Origin of the sequence: Natrinema sp. LN54, from assembly GCF_052439245.1 — an archaeon.
Lineage (GTDB): Archaea > Halobacteriota > Halobacteria > Halobacteriales > Natrialbaceae > Natrinema > Natrinema versiforme_A.
Genome location: NZ_JBQVRP010000003.1, coordinates 62,901 through 80,763 on the forward strand (window position 1 = coordinate 62,901; position 17,863 = coordinate 80,763).

Below are 17,863 nucleotides of genomic sequence, written 5' to 3' on the forward strand. Positions count from 1 at the left end.
CGCGATGGCTTCCATTAGCCGCCTTTCCCGCCGTGCCCGCCAGTCGCTCGGCCGAGCCGGTCCGCTGGACGTCCTCTCCGGGATCGTCTACGTGCTGGGCGTAGCGCTGACGCTGTTGACCATCGGATACGCGATGAAAATCGCGTTCGCGGTCCAGATCGACCTGTTCGCGGAGACCGACGAGTACGTCAACGTCTTCCTCGGATTGGGGTTGGCGTTGTACTACTTCGATTACGCTCGCTCGCAGTACGCCGATCGCGACGCGAGCAGCGACGCCGCAACCGAACCGTCCGCGACTGATGCGACCGGGACGGCCGAGTCCGGCGAAACGGGACGAGGCCTTCAGGCACTCAAAGCAGCGTACGCGCGGGTCGACCCGATCATCGCCCTCGCTCTCGGTGTCGCGGCGATCGGCGCAGTGCTGTACGTCCACACCAATTACGTTCGGCTGACCGAGTCCGCACACCTCCTCGGATACAATACGACCGACCATCTGGTCGGGGTGCTCCTCATCACGCTGGCGATCGACGCGACGCGGCGGGCGTTCGGGAACATCATCGCGGCCGTCGCCGTCCTCTCGATCGCCTACGCGCATACGGCGGTCGGACCAAACCTGCCCGGCCTCTTCTACCACACCGGGATGAACTGGCAAACGATCGCGGAAAACGGCGCGATCAGCGTCAGTGGCGTCTACGACGAGACCCTCATGCGGATCGGCTCGACGTGGGTCGCGATCTTCATCATGTTCGCCGGGATCGCCAAGGCCTACGGACTGATGGATTTCGTCCTCGACGTGGGCCGTGAACTCGGGACGAGTCTGCGGACCGGCGTCGTCCAGATCGCCGTCATCTCGAGTATGGTCATGGGATCGATCACCGGTAGCGCCGCGGCGAACACGGCGACGACCGGGAGCTTCACGATCCCGATGATGAAAGATCAGGGCGTCCGCGACGACTTCGCCGCCTCGATCGAGGCGGTCGCCTCCGCCGGCGGACAGATGCTGCCGCCGGTGATGGGGGTCGCGGCGTTCCTCATGGCCGACTTCACCGGCGTCAGCTACGTCGAAATCGTTCAGGCGGGCGTCGTCCCCGCAGCGCTGTTCTACCTCAGCGTCTGCATCGCCGTCCACTTCACCATCCTCAAGTTCGGGTGGGTATCGAAGGACCTGTCGACGTTCGACTGGCGGGCGCTGGTCAGCGGGCTGCACTTTACGATCCCGATCGGCGTGCTCCTGCTGACGCTCGTCTACCTGCAGTACACGCCGCTTTCCGCCGGCCTGTACACCATCATTACGCTCATCGGTGTGATGTACATCCGAAACGTTCTCGTCGGCGTCTTTGGCGTAGGCGAGGAAGACATCACGCTCGAGGTCGGCGAGACGAGCGTCGCGGCCGACACGATCGGCCGGAACCTGCTCGCGACGACCAAACAGACGTTCGACGGGCTCAAACAGGGCGGCATCGAAATGGCGCCGCTGATCGGCGTCCTCGCCGCGATGGGGCTCATCATCGAACTGCTCGAGGGGACCGGCCTCACGCAGGGGATCGCCACGACGATTATCGGACTGGGCGATGGCGTCTCGCTGTTCGGGCTGGGAAGCGGACTCTTCATCGTCCTCTTCCTCGCGATGATCGCGAGCATCATGTTCGGACTCGGAATGCCCACGCCGGCGGCGTACGTCCTCGTCGTCGTCTTGGTCACGCCCGGGATCATCGGCATGGGCGTGCCCCAGATCACGGCACACATGTTCGTGTTCTACTTCGCGATGCTGTCGGCGATCACGCCGCCGGTCGCGATTTCGGTCGCGATCGGGTCCCGGATCGCCGACTCGAGTTTCCTGCAGTCGTGTCTGCAGGCGCTCAAACTCGGCGCGCCCGGGTTCGTCATCCCCTACGCCTTCATCACGAACAACAGCCTCATCTACTGGTCGAGTGAGACGCTGATCGCGTTCCCCGTCGTACTGGCGGGCACCGTCGGCCTGATCGTCGCGACCGTCGGTTTCGACGGGGCTCGAGACCTCTCGATTCCGATCCGCGGGCTCTACGTCATCGCCGCGCTCTGTGCGATGTTCGGATCGATCGTCCACGTCGCGGTCCAGATCGTCCCCGCGGCCGCCATCGTCGGCGTGTTGCTCCACGCCCGCTTCGTCGTCGGCTACGAGATGCCGGCCGAGAGCGGCTCCGACTCCGGTATCGACACGTCGTCGACCAGCGACTGACTGCGGCCCGCCGGCCGGGCCACTCGCCCCCGGTTTCTCGAACAACCGAAATAAATTGGATCGATGAGTAACAACCCTTTTGTGGCCCTCAGACGACCGTACACAAAGTATGACAAATCTCGTTCGGGAGGTCGGGGCGACGGTCGATGCGAACCCGGATTCGGCTGCGATCGCCTACGACGGCGCGGAACTGAGCTACGAGGAGTTCTGGACGCGAGCCGGACAGTTCGCACAGGCACTCGAGGACCGCGGGATCGGCGAGGGTGACCGCGTCGGGATCTACCTGCCGAACCTGCCACAGTTCGTGACGGCGTTCTACGGCACCCTGCGTGCCGGCGGGATCATCGTCCCGATGAATCCCCAGTACAAGGCCCGCGAGATCCGCCACATGCTCGGCGACAGCGGGGCGAAGGCCGTCGTCGCGCTGGCCGATCTCGTTCCCAACGTCCTCGAGGTACAGGACGACACCGACGTCGAGCAGGTCGTCAGTGTCGGCGCGGACGTCGACGGCGCGACGGCGTTCGACGAGTTCCTCGCCGAGGAGACCAAGGCGACCGTCGATCGCGCGGACGACGACGTCGCGGTCCAGCCCTACACGTCGGGGACGACCGGCACGCCGAAGGGCGTGCTGTTGACCCACCACAACCTCGCCTTTACGACGCGGGCCAACGCGAGCGTGCCGCCGGGCGGGTTTCAGGCCTCCGACCGTCTCATCGGCACGCTCCCGCTGTTCCACATCTACGGCATGTCCGTCGTGATGAACGGCGCGATGTACAGCGGCGGGACCTACTACCCCGTCCCCGAGTGGGACGCCCCGACGGTGATGGACCAACTCGAGGACGACGATATCACGATCATGTTCGCCGTCCCCGCGATGTTCAACGACATGATCAACCAGCCCGACGCCGAGAGCTACGAGTTCGAGGCCCTGCGCTTTGCGAACTCCGGGGGCTCGAGCCTGCCGCTCGAGGTCTTAGAGCGGTTCGAATCGCTCTGGGGCGTCCAGCTCAACGAGGGGTACGGCCTGACCGAGACGAGTCCGGTCACCCACGCCAACACGAACGACGCCCGCCGGAAGGGCAGCATCGGTCAGCCCCTCGAGGGCGTCGAGGCGAAGATCGTCGACGAGGAGTTCAACGAGGTGCCACGCGTCGAGGAGGGGCCGATCGACGAGGAGGAGGCGGCGATCCACGAGATCACGGGCGAACTCGTCATCCACGGGCCGAACGTGATGAAGGAGTACTACGGGCTACCCGAGGCCAACGAGGAGGCCTTCACGTACGAGGACGGCAAGCGCTGGTTCCACACCGGCGACATCGGCTACTGGGACGAGGATAACTTCTTCTACGTCGTCGACCGGGAGAAGCACATGATCGTCACGGGCGGCTACAACGTCTACCCGCGCGAGGTCGAAGAACTGCTCTTCGAACACGAGGACGTCGCCGACGCCGCCGTCGTCGGGATTCCGGACGAGCGCCGCGGCGAGACCGTCAAGGCGTTCATCGTGACCACGCCCGACGCCGAGGCGACGCCGGAAGACATCAAACAGTACTGCCTGACCAACCTCGCGGAGTACAAACACCCCCGCGAGGTCGAGTTCGTTCGGGAACTCCCGCGGACGACCACCGGCAAGGTCCAGAAGTTCGAGCTTCGCGGCGACGACGCCGACGACATCGGCGAGTAATCGCGAGCCCACTCGCCGCTCGGTCTCTCGCGATCCGTTCGTTTCCGTGCTTGCGGGCCGTTCGACGGAATATTAACAAAAACAAATTTCGGGCATATCCGAAGCTACTTTGTAAGACGACACCAAGCAAACGATATGGCATTCCAGCTGTCAGCTGAGCACGAGGCGATCCGCGAGGCCGTCCGCGAGTTCGGTGAAAACGAGATGGTGCCGGTCGCCGAGGAACACGACCGGGAACACAAGTATCCCGAAGACCTGCGCAGAAAGGCCGCCGAGTACGACTTCGTCGCGCCGAACATCCCGCTCGAGTACGACGGAGCCGGGATGGACAAGATCTCCTCGACGATCGTCACCGAGGAACTCTGGCGCGCCGACCCCGGGATCGGTTCGGCCGTCGGCTCCGCCGGCTTCGGGACGGACATGATCATCGAGTTCGGCGACGAGTGGATGAAAGAGGAGTGGCTGCCCAAGATCGCCAACGGCGAGACCGCCTCCTGTTCGATGATCTCCGAGCCCGCACACGGCTCGAACGTCGCCGGCATCGAGACGGTCGCCGAGAAGGACGGCGACGAGTACGTCCTCAACGGCAACAAGATGTGGATCACCAACGGCACCGTCGCCGACGTCGGCGTACTGATGGCCAAGACCAGCCCCGACGAGGGCCACCGGGGCATCACCGCCTTCCTCGTCGAGATGGACCGCGACGGCGTCTCGACCGACAAGATCACGAACAAACTCGGCATCCGAGCCTCCGACCTCGCCGAAGTCGTCATCGACGACGTCCGCGTCCCCGAGGAGAACGTCATCGGCGAAGTCGACAAGGGCTTCTACCAGCTGATGGAGTTCTTCGCCTCCGGCCGCACCAGCGTCGCCGCACAGGCCGTCGGCGCCGCACAGGGCGCGCTCGACGCCGCTATCGAGTACGCCAACCAGCGCGAGCAGTTCGACCAGAAGATCTCCGAGTTCCAGGCCATCCAGCACAAGATCGCCGAGATGGCCACCAAGGTCGAGGCCGCCCGCTCGCTGACCTACCGCGCCGCGACCCAAGTCGAACAGGACAACCAAGACGTCGCCGCGCAGTACTCGAGCATGGCGAAGTACTTCGCGAGCGAGATCTCGGTCGAAGTCGCCGACGAGGGCATTCAGGTCCACGGCGGCTCGGGCTACGTGACGGACTACCCCGCCGAGCGCTACTACCGCGACGCCCGCATCACGAAGATCTACGAGGGCACGAGCGAGATCCAGAAGAACATCATCGCCGACCAGATCCTCTGATTGGGAACGTCGCGGCGTAGATCGATCTTCTGTCTGCCGTTTTCGCGGCTCTTTTCGGTCCGTTTCAGACTCGTCTCGTAGGCCGAGTGTTCGAGGTGCGAAATCCACTCGAGTCCGTCCTCGAGCAGTCGCGAACCCAAAATCAAGATCGCTCGAGACGCGAGCAGCGCGCCGCTCGACTACTGTTCTGGCACGCGGAGTTCGACGGCGGCGCCTTGGCCGTACCCGACGCACATCGTCGAGAGGCCGAGGCCGCCGCCGCGCTTCTGGAGTTCGTGGATCAGCGTCACGGGGAGGCGAGCGCCGGAGGCCCCCAGCGGGTGGCCGATGGCGATCGCGCCGCCGTTGACGTTGAACGTCTCGTCGTCGAAGCCGAGTTCGTCCCGGCAGTAGATCGTCTGGCTGGCGAAGGCCTCGTTGAGTTCCACGAGGTCGTAGTCGTCGGCGTCGCGGCCGTTTCGCTCCCAGATGCCCCGCACCGCCGGCACCGGGCCGATTCCCATGACGGTGGGATCGACGCCGGCGACGTTGTGATCCTCGATTTCGGCCATGACCTCGAGGTCCCGCTCGTCAGCGAATTCTCGGCTCGTGATCAGGACGCCCGCAGCGCCGTCGGAGACCTGCGAGGCGTTGGCGGCGGTGACGGTGCCGTCCTCCTGAAACGCGGGCGGGAGGCCGGCGATCTTCTCCGCGGTCGTCCCGGGGCGGAGCCCCTCGTCCTCGGTGATCGTGCCGTCCTCGGTCTCGATGGGGACGATCTCGTCGTCGAACTTGCCCGCCTCGGTGGCCTCGCAGGCGCGTTGCTGGCTCCGGGCCCCGTACTCGTCTTGGGCCTCGCGGGAGATGTCGTACTCGCGGGCGACCTTCTCGGCGGTCTGGCCCATCGCGAGCCCGGCCGCGTCGTACTGCTCGGCGATGCCCGCGTAGGAGTCGATCCCCTTTCGGCGCTCGTTGCGGGACATGTTCTCGACGCCGCCGGCGACGATGACCTCGCGCTGGCCCGCTCGAACGGCGTCGCTGGCGCTCATGATCGCCTCGGCCGAGGAGGCACAGAGCCGATCGATGGTGGTGCCGGGCACGCTTTCGCCCAGCTCCGACAGGAGGGCGATCACCCGCGCGATGTTGTTGCTCTGCTCGTTGACCTGCTTGGCACAGCCCCACCGGATGTCGTCGACGTCCTCGCCCGAGAGACCGGTTCGCTCGAGCATCGCGTCGACGAGCGGGACCGAAAGTTCCTCGCTGCCGGTCTCGGCGAAGACGCCGCCGTGTTTCCCCTGCGGAGTCCGGACTGCCTGCACGATAACTGGCTGCCGATCGCTCATTGGTACTGAGTGGCTCGCGCTCGGGAACCAAAGGCGCTCCGTTCTTCGGGTTCGGTCGTCGGGTTACAGAAGTAGGCATTTCGCCGTCGTGAATAGACAGGTGCCACACGGGTAGAAAATATAGTAGTCACTGAAACGATTTACATACTGATCGCAACGCGGTCGTGCGATCAGATGTGCAATGACTTTCAGTGGCTACTATCGGTGCCCAGAAAGCCCCGAGAGAGCTCGACTCGGGGGACTCGCTTCGCTCCTCGGCCGTCGGCCTGCGGTGCTTCCGTCGTCCGCCTTCCTCGAGCCCTCTCGCCCCTTTCAGTCCCGCCCGGCACAGCACCACGGCCTCCCCACCCGACTGCGGTCCTCGCTCCCCGGCTCGCGGCGTTGCCGCTCGCCTTTCCGCGCCGCTTCGCGCCGCGCTTTCGGTCGCTGCGGTCCTCGTCCCTCGCACAGTGGCGTCGATCGGCCCTCGAAATACTCGGGCACGATCGACAGCGCGCGCCGTGAGTTGGTTCGGAAACGGTACAGACGGGGACTTCGTCTCGGTCGCAGTAGTGCTGTTTGTTCGAAAGGGAACGCTTTTGATCGCTTCGTCTGTGGGTTCGCACATGCAAATCGCAGTCCTCGGAGCCGGCAGTATGGGCCACGGAATCGCACAGGTCTCCGCGATGGCGGGCCACGACGTCGTCCTGCGGGACATCGAGGAGGACTTCGTCGAGGACGGTCTCGAGGGCATCCGAGAGAACCTCCAAGGGGGCGTCGATCGAGACAAACTCAGCGAAGCCGAGATGACGGACACGCTCGAGCGCATCGAGGGGACGACGGACCTCGAGGCGGCGGTCGACAACGCGGCCCTCGTCGTCGAGGCCGTGCCGGAGGACATGGACCTCAAGCAGGACGTGTTCGCAGACATCGAAGCCGCCGCGAGCGAGGACACCGTGATCGCCTCGAACACCTCCTCGCTGTCCGTGACCGAGATGGCGAGCGTCCTCGAGCACCCCGAGCGGGCGGTGGGACTGCACTTCTTCAACCCGCCCCACATCATGGACCTCGTCGAGATCGTCATCGCCGAGCAGACCGACGACCGCACGGAGGAGTTCGCCGTCGACTACGTCCGGGGCATCGAGAAGGAGGACGTGGTCGTGCGCGATACGGCCGGCTTCGCCACCTCGAGACTCGGTCTCGCGCTCGGCCTCGAGGCGATCCGGATGGTCGAACAGGACGTCGCCAGCCCGGCCGACATCGACGAGGGGATGGAGATCGGCTACGGGCACCCGATGGGACCGCTCGAGTTGACCGACCACGTCGGACTGGACGTGCGCCTGCACATCGCCGAACACCTCCGCGAGGAGTTGGGCGAGCGGTTCAAGCCGCCCCAGTCCCTGCGCCGGAAGGTCCGGGCGGGTAACCTCGGCAAGAAGACCGGCGAGGGCTACTACGTCTGGGAGGACGGCGAACGCGTCGGGATGAGCGGCGACTGGGGCGACGAGGGCGAATAATCGTCACGGTGTCCCCAACGTGAACGAAGCATATTTCCATGTGCCAGTTGGCAACTGGTGCCGGTCTCATGAAGCGGTTCTTCGATAGCCCTCATCCTCCTCATTACTGCTGCTGAAGTTTTACTTTCGTTCGCCGTACAGTGAGGGCAGAATACCAAAGAACGAGAGCGGAAACAGTACCGATGAGCCATCCGAGCTCTGGTTCGGCGGGATTAGATAGGATTGCGATAATCGAAAGAATTGAGAGTTCAAAGGCGAATAATACAAAGAAGAAGGCACGGAGATACGCTTCTATCACTGGATATCTCTGAATCGGGTATTTTACTGATTCTCCGTCATTTGTCGGATAAAACCGTTCCACCAACATGAATTTCATATTATTAACTCGTCCAGATAATGGATATTTGATAGTAATACCAACCATCTAAACACAGTATATATAGAAAATCCCAGTCAAGAAATAGGGATCTAATACACATTTTCCATCGCAATATAACTCATAAGTATCACTCCGGTGTGAACCTGTCTAATTGGTCACCAGACTATTCACTGAAAGGAGAATGATATTTCTGTGAGCGAATTCCGGGCTCCTTAGGAGGCCGCGCGACGGCTCAGAGCGTTCACGAGCGGCGTCGATTGACCTGACTAGTTAGGCATGCTATTTGTGATGGGAGCCCCACAACGTACACCTCCCGTCCGAGCGAATCGGACGGCGGCCCCGGGGGCACACGTGGGAAAACGACGGGGCCACTTTTCGACTCGGTCACCACTCCCAGCACCTCGCCCCACGTGCGGGCCGGACGACTCGAGAGCGGCCGTCCGGTCGCTTCCCGTCGGCTCCCGACCGACGGTCAGCCGACGCGTCGAGCCACGGAGTTCGCCAATGCGGATGCTTTTGGCCGCGCCTGCGCAAGGATAGCGCATGTCCCTCGAGCCGAGCGCTGACCCAGCCGCCGACCGGCGAGCGAACTACGACTACCGGAGCGACGACGTCGATCGTCCGGCGCTGGTCGCGGACCTCGAGGCACTCGTCGACTGCGAGGTCCGCGCGGACTCCTACTCCCGCGAATTGTACGCGACCGACGCGAGCCCCTACGAGGTGACGCCGATCGCCGTCGCCTTTCCCCAGTCGACGGCCGACGTGAGGGGGATCCTCGAGTACTGCGCCGAACGGGAGATCCCCGTGCTCCCGCGGGGCGGCGGTACGAGTCTCGCCGGGCAGACGGTCAACCGGGCCGTCGTGCTGGACTTTACGCGGCACATGAACGAGATCCTCGAGATCGATCCCGAGGGCCGCACGGCGACGGTCCAGCCTGGGACCATTCTCGGGACGCTCAACGAGGCACTCGAGTCCCACGGCCTCAAGTTCGCCCCCGACCCCGCGTGGGGCGACAAGAGCGCCATCGGCGGCGCGATCGGCAACAACTCGACCGGCTCGCACTCGCTGAAGTACGGGAAAACGGACGCCTACGTCGAGGAAGTGGAGGCGGTCCTCGCCGACGGCACTGTGACGACCTTCGGCGAGGTCACCCTCAAGGAGATCGGTGAGCGGGCCGATGCCGACGGCGACCTCGAGGGACGGATCTACGCCGAAGTCAAGCGGATTCTGGACGAGGAGGCCGACCTGATCGAGGAAACGTATCCCGATCTCAAGCGCAACGTGTCGGGATACAACCTCGACCGGCTCGTCGCGGAGGCTCGCGGATCGAGCCTTCCGGGCGGCGAAGAGACGGGTGATCCCGGCACCGTCAACCTCGCGCGCCTGCTGGCCGGCAGCGAGGGCACGCTGGCGATCGTCACCGAGGCGACCGTCTCGCTCGAGCCGATCCCCGAAACGAAGGCCGTCTCGCTGCTCTGTTACCCCGACCTCCACGAGGCGATGGAAGACGTCGAGCCGATCCTCGCACACGACCCCGCCGCCGTCGAGGTGTTAGACGACGTGCTGATCGACCTCGCTCGCGACACCGCGGAGTTCGGCCCCGTCACCGAGATGCTGCCCGCGGGAACGAACGCCGTCCTCCTCGTGGAGTTCTACGCCGAGGACGACGAGCACGGGAAAGAACAGGTCGCCGGCTTGCTAGCCGACCGCGTGCCGTCGGCGTCGCCGACGGCTGCGCCGGCCGAGGACGCGCCACGCAGCGATAGCGAACCGCTCGCCATCGAAGCCCTCGAGGCCTACGACGACGCCGAGCGCGCGAAGCTCTGGAAGCTCCGCAAGTCCGGGCTGCCGATCCTGCTCTCGCGGACGACCGACGAGAAGCACATCTCCTTCATCGAAGACACCGCGATCCCGCCGGCGCGGCTCCCCGAGTTCGTCGAGCGATTCGAAGGGATCCTCGAGAGCCACGACACCTACGCCAGTTTCTACGCCCACGCCGGCCCCGGCGTGCTCCACGTCCGCCCGCTCGTGAACACGAAGACCGAGATCGGCCTCGAGCAACTGCATGGAATCGCGGACGACGTGACGGACCTCGTGGTCGAACTCGGTGGGTCGGTTTCGGGCGAGCACGGCGACGGCCGCGCCCGCACCCAGTGGAATCACAAGCTCTACGGCGACGACCTCTGGGAGACCTTTCAGGACCTCAAGACGGCGTTCGACCCCGACTGGCTCCTGAACCCGGGACAGGTCGTGTTTCGGGAGGACGACCCCACCGATCTGCGCGAGCACCTGCGGTTCGACCCCGACTACGAGTTCGATGCCGGCTTCGAGCCCGCCCTCGAGTGGGAGAACGACAACGGCATGCAGGGCATGGTCGAACTCTGCCACGGCTGTGGCGGCTGTCGCGGCGAACAGGAGACCACCGGCGGCGTGATGTGTCCGACCTACCGGGCGAGCCAGGAAGAGATCACGGCGACCCGCGGCCGGGCGAACGCGCTCCGGCAGGCCATGAGCGGCGATTTAGATCCCGATGAGGCCGTCTCCGACGAGTTCGTCGAGGAGGTGATGGGGCTCTGTATCGGCTGCAAGGGCTGTGCCATCGACTGCCCGAGCGAGGTCGACATGGCGAAGCTCAAGGCCGAAGTCACCCACGAGTACCACCAGCGCAACGGCGCGAGCCTGCGGGACCGGCTCTTCGCCAACGTCGCGACGCTCTCGAAGGTGGGGAGCCAACTCGCCCCGCTGTCGAACGCCCTGCCGAAGCTCCCGGGCGCGCGCAAGGCCCTCGAGGTGGTCGTCGGAATCGATTCGGACCGGCCGCTGCCGACGTTCCACGCGACGACGTTCCGGGATTGGTTCCACCAGCGGGGCGGCGCTCGCGTCAGCGAGGCCGAGGCCGACCGCAAGGCCGTCCTCTACCCCGATACCTACACGAACTACAGCCACCCCGAGGCCGGGAAGGCGGCGGTCCGCGTGCTCGAGGCCGCCGGCGTCCACGTCGCGGTGCCCGACGACCTCGGCGATACCGGCCGGCCGGCGTTCTCGAAGGGGTTCCTCGACAAGGCGGAAGACGCCGCCCGCAAGAACGTCACCGCGCTCGCGCCGCGGGTCGCCGAGGGCTGGGACGTGGTCGTCATCGAGCCCTCCGACGCGGTCATGTTTCAGGGGGACTACCTCGATCTGCTCTCCTCGGAGGCGGCCGAGACGCTCGCCGGCGCGACCTACGGCGTCTGCGAGTACATCGACACCTTCCGGCTGGACGAGACGATCGCGTTCGACGCCGGCTCGGCGGCGCAGGATCTCGTCTATCACGGCCACTGCCACCAGAAGTCGGTCGCGAAAGACCACCACGCCGTCGGCGTGCTCCGCCGGGCCGGCTACGCCGTCGACCCGCTCGATTCGGGCTGCTGTGGCATGGCCGGCAGTTTCGGCTACGAGTCCGAACACGCCTCGATGAGCGACGCCATCGCCTCGATCCTGTACGAGCAGGTCGACGAGAGCGCGGGCGACCGCGTCGTCGCACCCGGAGCCTCCTGTCGCACCCAACTCGAGAATCGGCCGGGTGCGCCCGAGGAGCCGCCGACGCCGATCGAAGTCGTGGCCGAGGCGCTCGAGTGATCGCGGCCCGCGGTAGCACCGTCTGACGGAGACGGTCGGTTTTGGCGCCGGTCCGTCTTTGTTGCCGCCGAGACGTTTCATCCGTCATCCGACGCTTCCCTCGACTGACGAGGTGGCTCGAGTCGCCGCTCCATGACCGATGGCCGACTGGATGCAAAGATACCTTTACATTTATGTAGTCCAAGCCACAAGTGTCGCACATGCCTGAAAACCCGCTTAGGGCGTACGGTTCCCTCCTGGTCCTCGTTGCAGCGATCACCAGTGGTCTCGTCATCGCGTCCGGATTCGTCGCGATCGATGTCGTTCTCGACACGATCACGGTCTGGGGCTACCTCGGGGCCGTCGGCGTGATGGTCGTCTGTGCGTTCGTCGGTTTGGCCATCGATCTCAGAGGAACCCTCGAGGAGGAATTCTTCGGTGCCGACCGGCCGGAACCCACGCCGGCCGACGGGTCGACTGGGTCGCTGCTCCCCCTGCAGTACAACGTGCTCCTGTTTCTCGTGCCGGCGCTGATTATCCCGGCGTTCGAAGTCGCTACTGGGACCGCGCCCGCCGACCCGTCGCTCGGGGACCTCCTCGTGTCTCCGACGATATTGGTCGTCCTCTTCAACGTCGGGTACTACGGGCGGACGCGCCGTGGTTCGGGCGGCATCGTCGACGAGCGCGACGTCCGGAACCTCGATCTCGCGCTGGCCGTCGTCGGTGTCGTCCTCCTCGTGTCGATGGTGGGACTCTACGGCTGGTATGCGGTGAGTGACGCCACCGTTCCACGGGAGGTCGACGGTCTCGCCGCCGTCGGCGTCGTCACGGTCTTGCTCGTCCTCGGTGCGACCGAGATTCGCCAGCGTATTTGATGTTCGAACCCGATATTCGACCGAGCGATGGACAACGAACTCCGGGAACGGCGCGAGGAACACGGCCTCACCCAGCAGGAACTGGCCGACGAGGTCGGCGTGAGCCGCCAGACGATTTACGCGATCGAACACTCGAAGTACGATCCGTCGCTGACGCTGGCGTTCAAACTCGCCCGGTGTTTCGACTGTGCCGTCGAGGAACTCTTCCATCCGAAGGGAGACGATTGACGGTTCTTCGGCATCACGAAAACCGTCTTCGTCCGGTCACCGTCCGACCAGGTCCTCGTATCGCGCGCCGGTCTGTTTCAGCGTCTCGGTCGAGTAGAGCCGTTCGTGCTCGACGGGGAGGTAGTCGGCGGCGAGTTCGTCGATCTTCGCGTCGACGGCCTCGGGGTCGCGGCCGTGGAGCATCGTGAACAGGTTGTACGGCCACTCCTGCTCGGGTCTGCGGGGGCGGTGATAACAGAGCGTGACGTAGGGCAGCCCGCCGGCGCGCTCGCCCCACTCGTCGAGGGAGTCGTCCGGCACGTCCCAGACGACCATGCAGTTGGCGTCGAAGCCCGTTACGACGTGGTTGACCACGCAGCCGATCCGCTTGATACACCCCGTTTCCCGGAGCCGCTCGATGGCCTCGAGGACGTCTTCGACCGCGTAGCCGACGTTTTCGGCGATGTCGCGGTAGGGCGTCGCCGACAGCGGGAACCCGTTCTGGATCTCGAGCAGCAACTCGGCCTCGAGCGCGGAGAGGTCGCCCGTCGCCGCCTCGCTGATCCGGGTCGCCGAGGCGTCGGTGCGGTCCTCGAGCGATTCGCGTGCAAAGCGATCGCCGTTGACGACGGGAAACTCGAGGTCGATGTAGTAGTCGGTCAGCATCGGCAGGTCGAGCACCGCACAGCCGGTGCGGTCCTCGATTTCGGCGAGGATGTCGTCTCGAGCGTCCTGCGACCCCGCGGTGACGACGAACCACATGTTCCACTCGTGATCGCGGGCGTAGTTGTGGTTGACCTGCCGGTAGTCGTTGATGACGGCCGCGATCTCGTCGAAGCGGTCCGCGGGCGCACGGACCGCGGCGAGGGTCGACGAACCGATGACCGGCGGGTTGAGGACGGCACCGAACCGGCGGACGATCCCCGATTCCCGGAGGGCGCGAACGCGGTCGACCGCCGCCGATTCGTCGATCCCGAGATCGGCGGCGACGCTGCGGAACGGGCGCTCGGCGATCGGGAAGCCGCTCTGATAGCCGTCGATCAGGGCCGCGTCCACGTCGTCGATGGCTTCGCGCCAGTTCCCCGACAGGGTACTCATTGGTTGCCCTAGGGAGAAGGGGGCCGTATCGTTTTCGGGTCGTCCCGAACGACGGGACGGGTTGGGTTTCCGGTACTCGGGGCCCGCTGCGATGGAAAACCCGTTATTCGGCGGGGGAGGAACTACCGGAAACGGGGGGTTTTTGCGCCGTCCGTCCGAACGAGTGCACATGGCGCAGGCAACACAGGAGTTCGGCGACTGGCCGCTGAAACGGCTGATGACGGAAGTAGTCGGTTCCGGTCCCAAATCGGCCGACGACATGAGCCGCGAGCAGGCTCGCGAGGCCTTCCAGCGGATTCTGGCGGACGAACCCGACGCGACCACGCTCGGCGCGTTCTGGCTAGCCAACCGCTGGAAGCGCAACAACCCCGAGGAGCTGGCGGCCTACACCGACGTCATGCGCGAGGAGTCGGTCGTCACCGCCGAGCCCGAGGCCGATCCGGTCGACTGCGGGGCGAACTACGACGGCAAGCACACCTCCGCCGTCCTCGGCGTCGGTGCCGGCGTCGTCGCCGCCGCCGCGGGCACCCCCGTCGTCGTCCACTCCGGCGACCGGGTCCCGACCCAGAAGGCCACGGCCTACAAGCACGTCCTCGACGACCTCGGCGTCCGGACCGAACTCGAGCCGAGCGAGAGCGCGGACATGGTCGACGAGACCGGCTTCGGCTTCTACTACCAGCCGGCGTTCAATCCCGGGATTCAGGACCTCTACGACCGACGCGATCGGATGGGCGTCCGGACGTTCGTCAACACGATCGAGACGATCGCCAACCCCGCGAACGCCGACGTCCACCTCGGCTCGTTCTACCACCTCGCGTTCGCGAAGAAGCTGACGGACACGCTCAAAGCGAGCGACCAACTCGACTACTCCCGCGCCATCTTCTTCCAGGGGATGGAGGGCTACGACGACATCCGCCCCGGGTATACGAAGGTGGCCGAATGGGACGAGGGTGAGGACCTCGAGGACTACGAGATAGAGACCGCCGAGTACGGCATGGCGGTGGAAGCCGAGGACCTCGAGGTCGAGGACGTGACCGCCGATTCGGCCGCGATCACCGAGGAAGTCCTCGCCGGCGACCGCGAGGACCACTTCGCCGACGCCATCGCGCTCAACGGCGCGTTCCGAATGTACGCCCGCCAAGACGTCGAGAGCCTCGAGGACGGCCTCGAGAAGGCTCGCAACGTCATCGCAGACGGCAGCGCGCAGGCGGTGCTCGAGGACCTCCGAGCGTTCTGAGTCCTCGAGTACTCGTCCCCGGTTCGGTGATCGGCACTCGAGGTCGATATTTCAACACCCGGACTATGCGGTGATCGTGAGAGGTCGTCTGGTTGAATAGAGTGTTCTCCGCACAGTTGTGCGCTGCAGCGGGCTATTTTGAGCGAGAGCGGATAGTCAGGCAATTCGATGTGGATCGATTCGAACGTGTCGGGAGAGAAACGGAAATCCCAGTAGCGGGGCCGATATCGTCTCTTGGTGACCTATGAGAAGTATATGAATTGGGTGACGATTCCACCAACCCATCATCTTGCGAACGATTGTAGATGGTCGCTTTGAGTCGGCGACCGAACGCACCGCTCGAGGACGGCATTCTGGACGCGAGGCGACGAACAGTGTCCTTTTTGATCGTTGCCCGTGACCATCGGCCATGGACGACACACTGGACGCGGCTACGGTCGAGTTCGACGACGAGCGCGGCGTCGGCACGCTCACGATGAACCGGCCGGACGCGCTGAACGCGCTGAACGGGCAGCTCAGAGACGACATCATCGCGGGGCTCGAACTGCTCGAGGAGCGAAACGAGGACGCCGACGGCGTGGCCCTCCGAGCGGTGGTGCTCGAGGGAGCCGGCGAGAAGGCGTTCTGTGCGGGCGCGGACGTCGGCGGTTTCTCCGACGAGTCGGCGGGCGATTCCTTGGCGCGATCACACTACGACGTCATCCGGGACTTCCCGGCACCGGTTATCGCGAAGATCGACGGCTACTGTCTGGGCGGCGGCCTCGAGACCGCGCTGGCGTGTGACTTCCGACTGGCCAGCGAGGGGTCGACGTTCGGCTTCCCGGAGGTCACCCTCGGCATCCTCCCCGGTGCCGGCGGCATCCAGTACGTCGAGAAACTCGCCGGCCCCGCGGTCGCGAAGGAGCTCGCGATGACCGGCGAGCACATCTCGGCCGAGCGCGCGGCCGACGAGGGGATCGTCAACCACGTCTACGCCGACGACGAGTTCGAGGACGAGGTCGAGGCGTTCGTCACCGACCTCGCTGGCCAAGCCCCGCTGGCGATTCAGGCGATCAAGAAGTCCGCGACTATGGCGGTTCAGACCGGCCTCGAGGAGGGGCTGGAATACGACCGCCAGCTCTTCGAGGGGCTCCTCGAGACCGAGGACCACGCGGAGGGCGCGGCGGCGTTCTCCGAGGACCGAGAGCCCGAGTTCGACGGGAAGTAACCGGACGAGGCGGCCGACCGCTGTCCCCGGACCGATTGTCGACTTGCGGTGGCGTGCGCTGTCGATCGGCCAGAGCAGTAGCGACGGCCGATCGATGACCTGGCGAGGGGTGAGCGAGTGCAACGAGCGAATCGGTTGGGGTGGATGTGGCTATTCCGTGCAGCCACGATAGCAGGACGCTCTCTGTTGTCGGGTCTAACGATCCGTCAGCGTATTATTTCATCCGAGAGGGAGAGCGCGCTGCTATCGTGGCAACTAGGGACTCCACGCCCTCCCCAGCCGATTCGCTCCCTCTTTTCTATCGGTCGCTCATCCCTCGCGCAATGTCGTCGCCCGTCCTCGTCCCCACTCGGACGGGCGACAGCGCGCGCCACCACTTGCCGGATCGGCAGTCCGAATACCGGATCGGCAGTCCGAAGCGACACTGAAGGAGTTGCCCGCTAGTCCCACTCCTCGCCGATGCCGCGAAGCGAGAACGGGCCGACGGGGAGGTTGTACCCCTCCTCGAGGGCTTTGTCGACCTGCTCCTCCGTCGCGATGCCTTCGTCGACGATTTTCTGGGCTTCCTCGCGCATCGCGGCGTGACAGCGGTTGGCGATGAAGCCGTAGGAGCCGGGGTCGTCGTCGATGGTGACGCTGGTTTTCCCGAGTTCGCCGACGAGTGATTCGGCGCGTTCGACGACGCTGTCGTCGGTCAGCGGCGACCGCACGATTTCGACCATCGACATGATCGGCACCGGGTTGAAGAAGTGCGTGACCGCGACCCGCGAGGGATCGGAGACGCCGTTCGCGATGGCGGTCACTGAAAAGCCGCTCGTGTTCGAGTACAGCGGCTGGTCGTCCGTGACATCGTCCAAGTCCCGGAAGACCTGTCCCTTGATCGCGAGGTCCTCCGTGACCGCCTCGATGACGAACTCGGTTCCGTCGGTCGCCGCGTCGAGGTCGGTCGTAAACGTCAATCGCTCGAGTACCTCGTCTCGCTCCGCTTCGGAGAGGTGGCCGCCCTCGACGGCGTCCTCGAGGCCGTAGTTGCCCGAGACGAGTCGCTCGCGGGCCTTGTCGGCCAGTTCCTCGTTGATCTCGCGGATGGCGACCTCGTAGCCGTTCCGTGCGAGCACCTGTGCGATACCGGCACCCATGATACCGCCGCCGACGACGGCAGCGCGCTGTCGTGCCATGCCACCACGCTTCACGGGGACGGACTTAGTTCTTCTCGAGGGTGACGACTGACGGAATCGAAATCGGTCTCGGACGGGGGACGAGACCGG

The 17,863-nt window shown here is 65.1% G+C and carries 13 protein-coding genes; 9 read left to right on the forward strand and 4 right to left on the reverse strand.

The window, feature by feature from the left end; all coding sequences use genetic code 11:
• The first annotated feature begins 4 nt into the window (after positions 1 to 4).
• The 3 genes from ACT4ML_RS09655 to ACT4ML_RS09665 all read left to right on the forward strand — a co-directional run bounded on the left by ACT4ML_RS09655 (position 5) and on the right by ACT4ML_RS09665 (position 5,177).
• Positions 5 to 2,218 (forward strand): TRAP transporter permease, encoded by a 2,214-nt coding sequence (locus tag ACT4ML_RS09655; RefSeq protein WP_444720672.1) that lies wholly within the window; start codon positions 5 to 7, stop codon positions 2,216 to 2,218.
• 109 nt (positions 2,219 to 2,327) lie between these two features.
• Positions 2,328 to 3,902, forward strand: coding sequence for a long-chain-fatty-acid--CoA ligase (locus ACT4ML_RS09660; protein WP_444720673.1), 1,575 nt, complete (start codon positions 2,328 to 2,330; stop codon positions 3,900 to 3,902).
• A gap of 135 nt (positions 3,903 to 4,037) precedes the next feature.
• Positions 4,038 to 5,177 (forward strand): acyl-CoA dehydrogenase family protein, encoded by a 1,140-nt coding sequence (locus ACT4ML_RS09665; RefSeq protein ID WP_444720674.1) that lies wholly within the window; start codon positions 4,038 to 4,040, stop codon positions 5,175 to 5,177.
• A gap of 179 nt (positions 5,178 to 5,356) precedes the next feature.
• Here ACT4ML_RS09665 and ACT4ML_RS09670 read toward each other — a convergent pair whose 3' ends face one another.
• Positions 5,357 to 6,499, reverse strand: coding sequence for a thiolase family protein (locus ACT4ML_RS09670; protein ID WP_444720675.1), 1,143 nt, complete (start codon positions 6,497 to 6,499; stop codon positions 5,357 to 5,359).
• Positions 6,500 to 7,104: 605 nt separating this feature from the next.
• Here ACT4ML_RS09670 and ACT4ML_RS09675 point away from each other — a divergent pair.
• A complete protein-coding gene (locus tag ACT4ML_RS09675; protein WP_444720676.1) occupies positions 7,105 to 7,995 on the forward strand; it encodes a 3-hydroxyacyl-CoA dehydrogenase family protein in 891 nt (296 codons plus the stop codon).
• Positions 7,996 to 8,098: 103 nt separating this feature from the next.
• On the opposite strand, the gene ACT4ML_RS09680 is transcribed toward ACT4ML_RS09675, so the two are convergent.
• Complete coding sequence (locus ACT4ML_RS09680) at positions 8,099 to 8,371, reverse strand: hypothetical protein (RefSeq protein ID WP_444720677.1); 273 nt, start codon at positions 8,369 to 8,371, stop codon at positions 8,099 to 8,101.
• 546 nt (positions 8,372 to 8,917) lie between these two features.
• Here ACT4ML_RS09680 and ACT4ML_RS09685 point away from each other — a divergent pair.
• The 3 genes from ACT4ML_RS09685 (at position 8,918) to ACT4ML_RS09695 (ending at position 13,074) form a co-directional block, all read left to right on the forward strand.
• Positions 8,918 to 11,992 carry an FAD-binding and (Fe-S)-binding domain-containing protein gene (locus tag ACT4ML_RS09685; RefSeq protein WP_444720678.1) on the forward strand — a complete coding sequence of 1,025 codons (3,075 nt, stop codon included), beginning with the start codon at positions 8,918 to 8,920 and terminating at the stop codon, positions 11,990 to 11,992.
• A gap of 200 nt (positions 11,993 to 12,192) precedes the next feature.
• Positions 12,193 to 12,846 carry a hypothetical protein gene (locus tag ACT4ML_RS09690; RefSeq protein ID WP_444720679.1) on the forward strand — a complete coding sequence of 218 codons (654 nt, stop codon included), beginning with the start codon at positions 12,193 to 12,195 and terminating at the stop codon, positions 12,844 to 12,846.
• A 27-nt stretch (positions 12,847 to 12,873) separates the two neighbouring features.
• Positions 12,874 to 13,074, forward strand: coding sequence for a helix-turn-helix transcriptional regulator (locus ACT4ML_RS09695; RefSeq protein WP_138246419.1), 201 nt, complete (start codon positions 12,874 to 12,876; stop codon positions 13,072 to 13,074).
• Positions 13,075 to 13,110: 36 nt separating this feature from the next.
• Here the strand turns inward: ACT4ML_RS09695 and ahbB are convergent, their stop codons facing one another.
• Positions 13,111 to 14,151, reverse strand: coding sequence for a siroheme decarboxylase subunit beta (gene ahbB, locus ACT4ML_RS09700; RefSeq protein ID WP_444720680.1), 1,041 nt, complete (start codon positions 14,149 to 14,151; stop codon positions 13,111 to 13,113).
• A 169-nt stretch (positions 14,152 to 14,320) separates the two neighbouring features.
• Here ahbB and ACT4ML_RS09705 point away from each other — a divergent pair, with 169 nt between their 5' ends.
• Positions 14,321 to 15,388, forward strand: a complete 1,068-nt coding sequence (locus tag ACT4ML_RS09705; protein ID WP_444720681.1) for an anthranilate phosphoribosyltransferase — start codon at positions 14,321 to 14,323, stop codon at positions 15,386 to 15,388.
• Between the two features lie 409 nt (positions 15,389 to 15,797).
• Entirely contained in the window at positions 15,798 to 16,595 is a 798-nt protein-coding gene (locus ACT4ML_RS09710; protein WP_444720682.1) for an enoyl-CoA hydratase/isomerase family protein, read from the forward strand.
• A gap of 440 nt (positions 16,596 to 17,035) precedes the next feature.
• On the opposite strand, the gene ACT4ML_RS09715 is transcribed toward ACT4ML_RS09710, so the two are convergent.
• The gene (locus ACT4ML_RS09715; protein WP_444720683.1) at positions 17,036 to 17,773 is read right to left on the reverse strand and encodes a 3-hydroxyacyl-CoA dehydrogenase family protein; all 738 of its coding nucleotides are present in this window, start codon (positions 17,771 to 17,773) and stop codon (positions 17,036 to 17,038) included.
• Between the last annotated feature and the right edge of the window lie 90 nt (positions 17,774 to 17,863).

Coding starts and splice junctions, on each gene's coding strand:
- ACT4ML_RS09660 (WP_444720673.1), top strand. CDS start 2,328: ATGACAAATCTCGTTCGGGAGGTCGGGGCGACGGTCGATGCGAACCCG.
- ACT4ML_RS09685 (WP_444720678.1), top strand. CDS start 8,918: ATGTCCCTCGAGCCGAGCGCTGACCCAGCCGCCGACCGGCGAGCGAAC.
- ahbB (WP_444720680.1), bottom strand. CDS start 14,151: ATGAGTACCCTGTCGGGGAACTGGCGCGAAGCCATCGACGACGTGGAC.
- ACT4ML_RS09690 (WP_444720679.1), top strand. CDS start 12,193: ATGCCTGAAAACCCGCTTAGGGCGTACGGTTCCCTCCTGGTCCTCGTT.
- ACT4ML_RS09675 (WP_444720676.1), top strand. CDS start 7,105: ATGCAAATCGCAGTCCTCGGAGCCGGCAGTATGGGCCACGGAATCGCA.
- ACT4ML_RS09710 (WP_444720682.1), top strand. CDS start 15,798: ATGGACGACACACTGGACGCGGCTACGGTCGAGTTCGACGACGAGCGC.
- ACT4ML_RS09655 (WP_444720672.1), top strand. CDS start 5: ATGGCTTCCATTAGCCGCCTTTCCCGCCGTGCCCGCCAGTCGCTCGGC.
- ACT4ML_RS09680 (WP_444720677.1), bottom strand. CDS start 8,371: ATGAAATTCATGTTGGTGGAACGGTTTTATCCGACAAATGACGGAGAA.
- ACT4ML_RS09670 (WP_444720675.1), bottom strand. CDS start 6,499: ATGAGCGATCGGCAGCCAGTTATCGTGCAGGCAGTCCGGACTCCGCAG.
- ACT4ML_RS09705 (WP_444720681.1), top strand. CDS start 14,321: ATGGCGCAGGCAACACAGGAGTTCGGCGACTGGCCGCTGAAACGGCTG.
- ACT4ML_RS09715 (WP_444720683.1), bottom strand. CDS start 17,773: ATGGCACGACAGCGCGCTGCCGTCGTCGGCGGCGGTATCATGGGTGCC.
- ACT4ML_RS09695 (WP_138246419.1), top strand. CDS start 12,874: ATGGACAACGAACTCCGGGAACGGCGCGAGGAACACGGCCTCACCCAG.
- ACT4ML_RS09665 (WP_444720674.1), top strand. CDS start 4,038: ATGGCATTCCAGCTGTCAGCTGAGCACGAGGCGATCCGCGAGGCCGTC.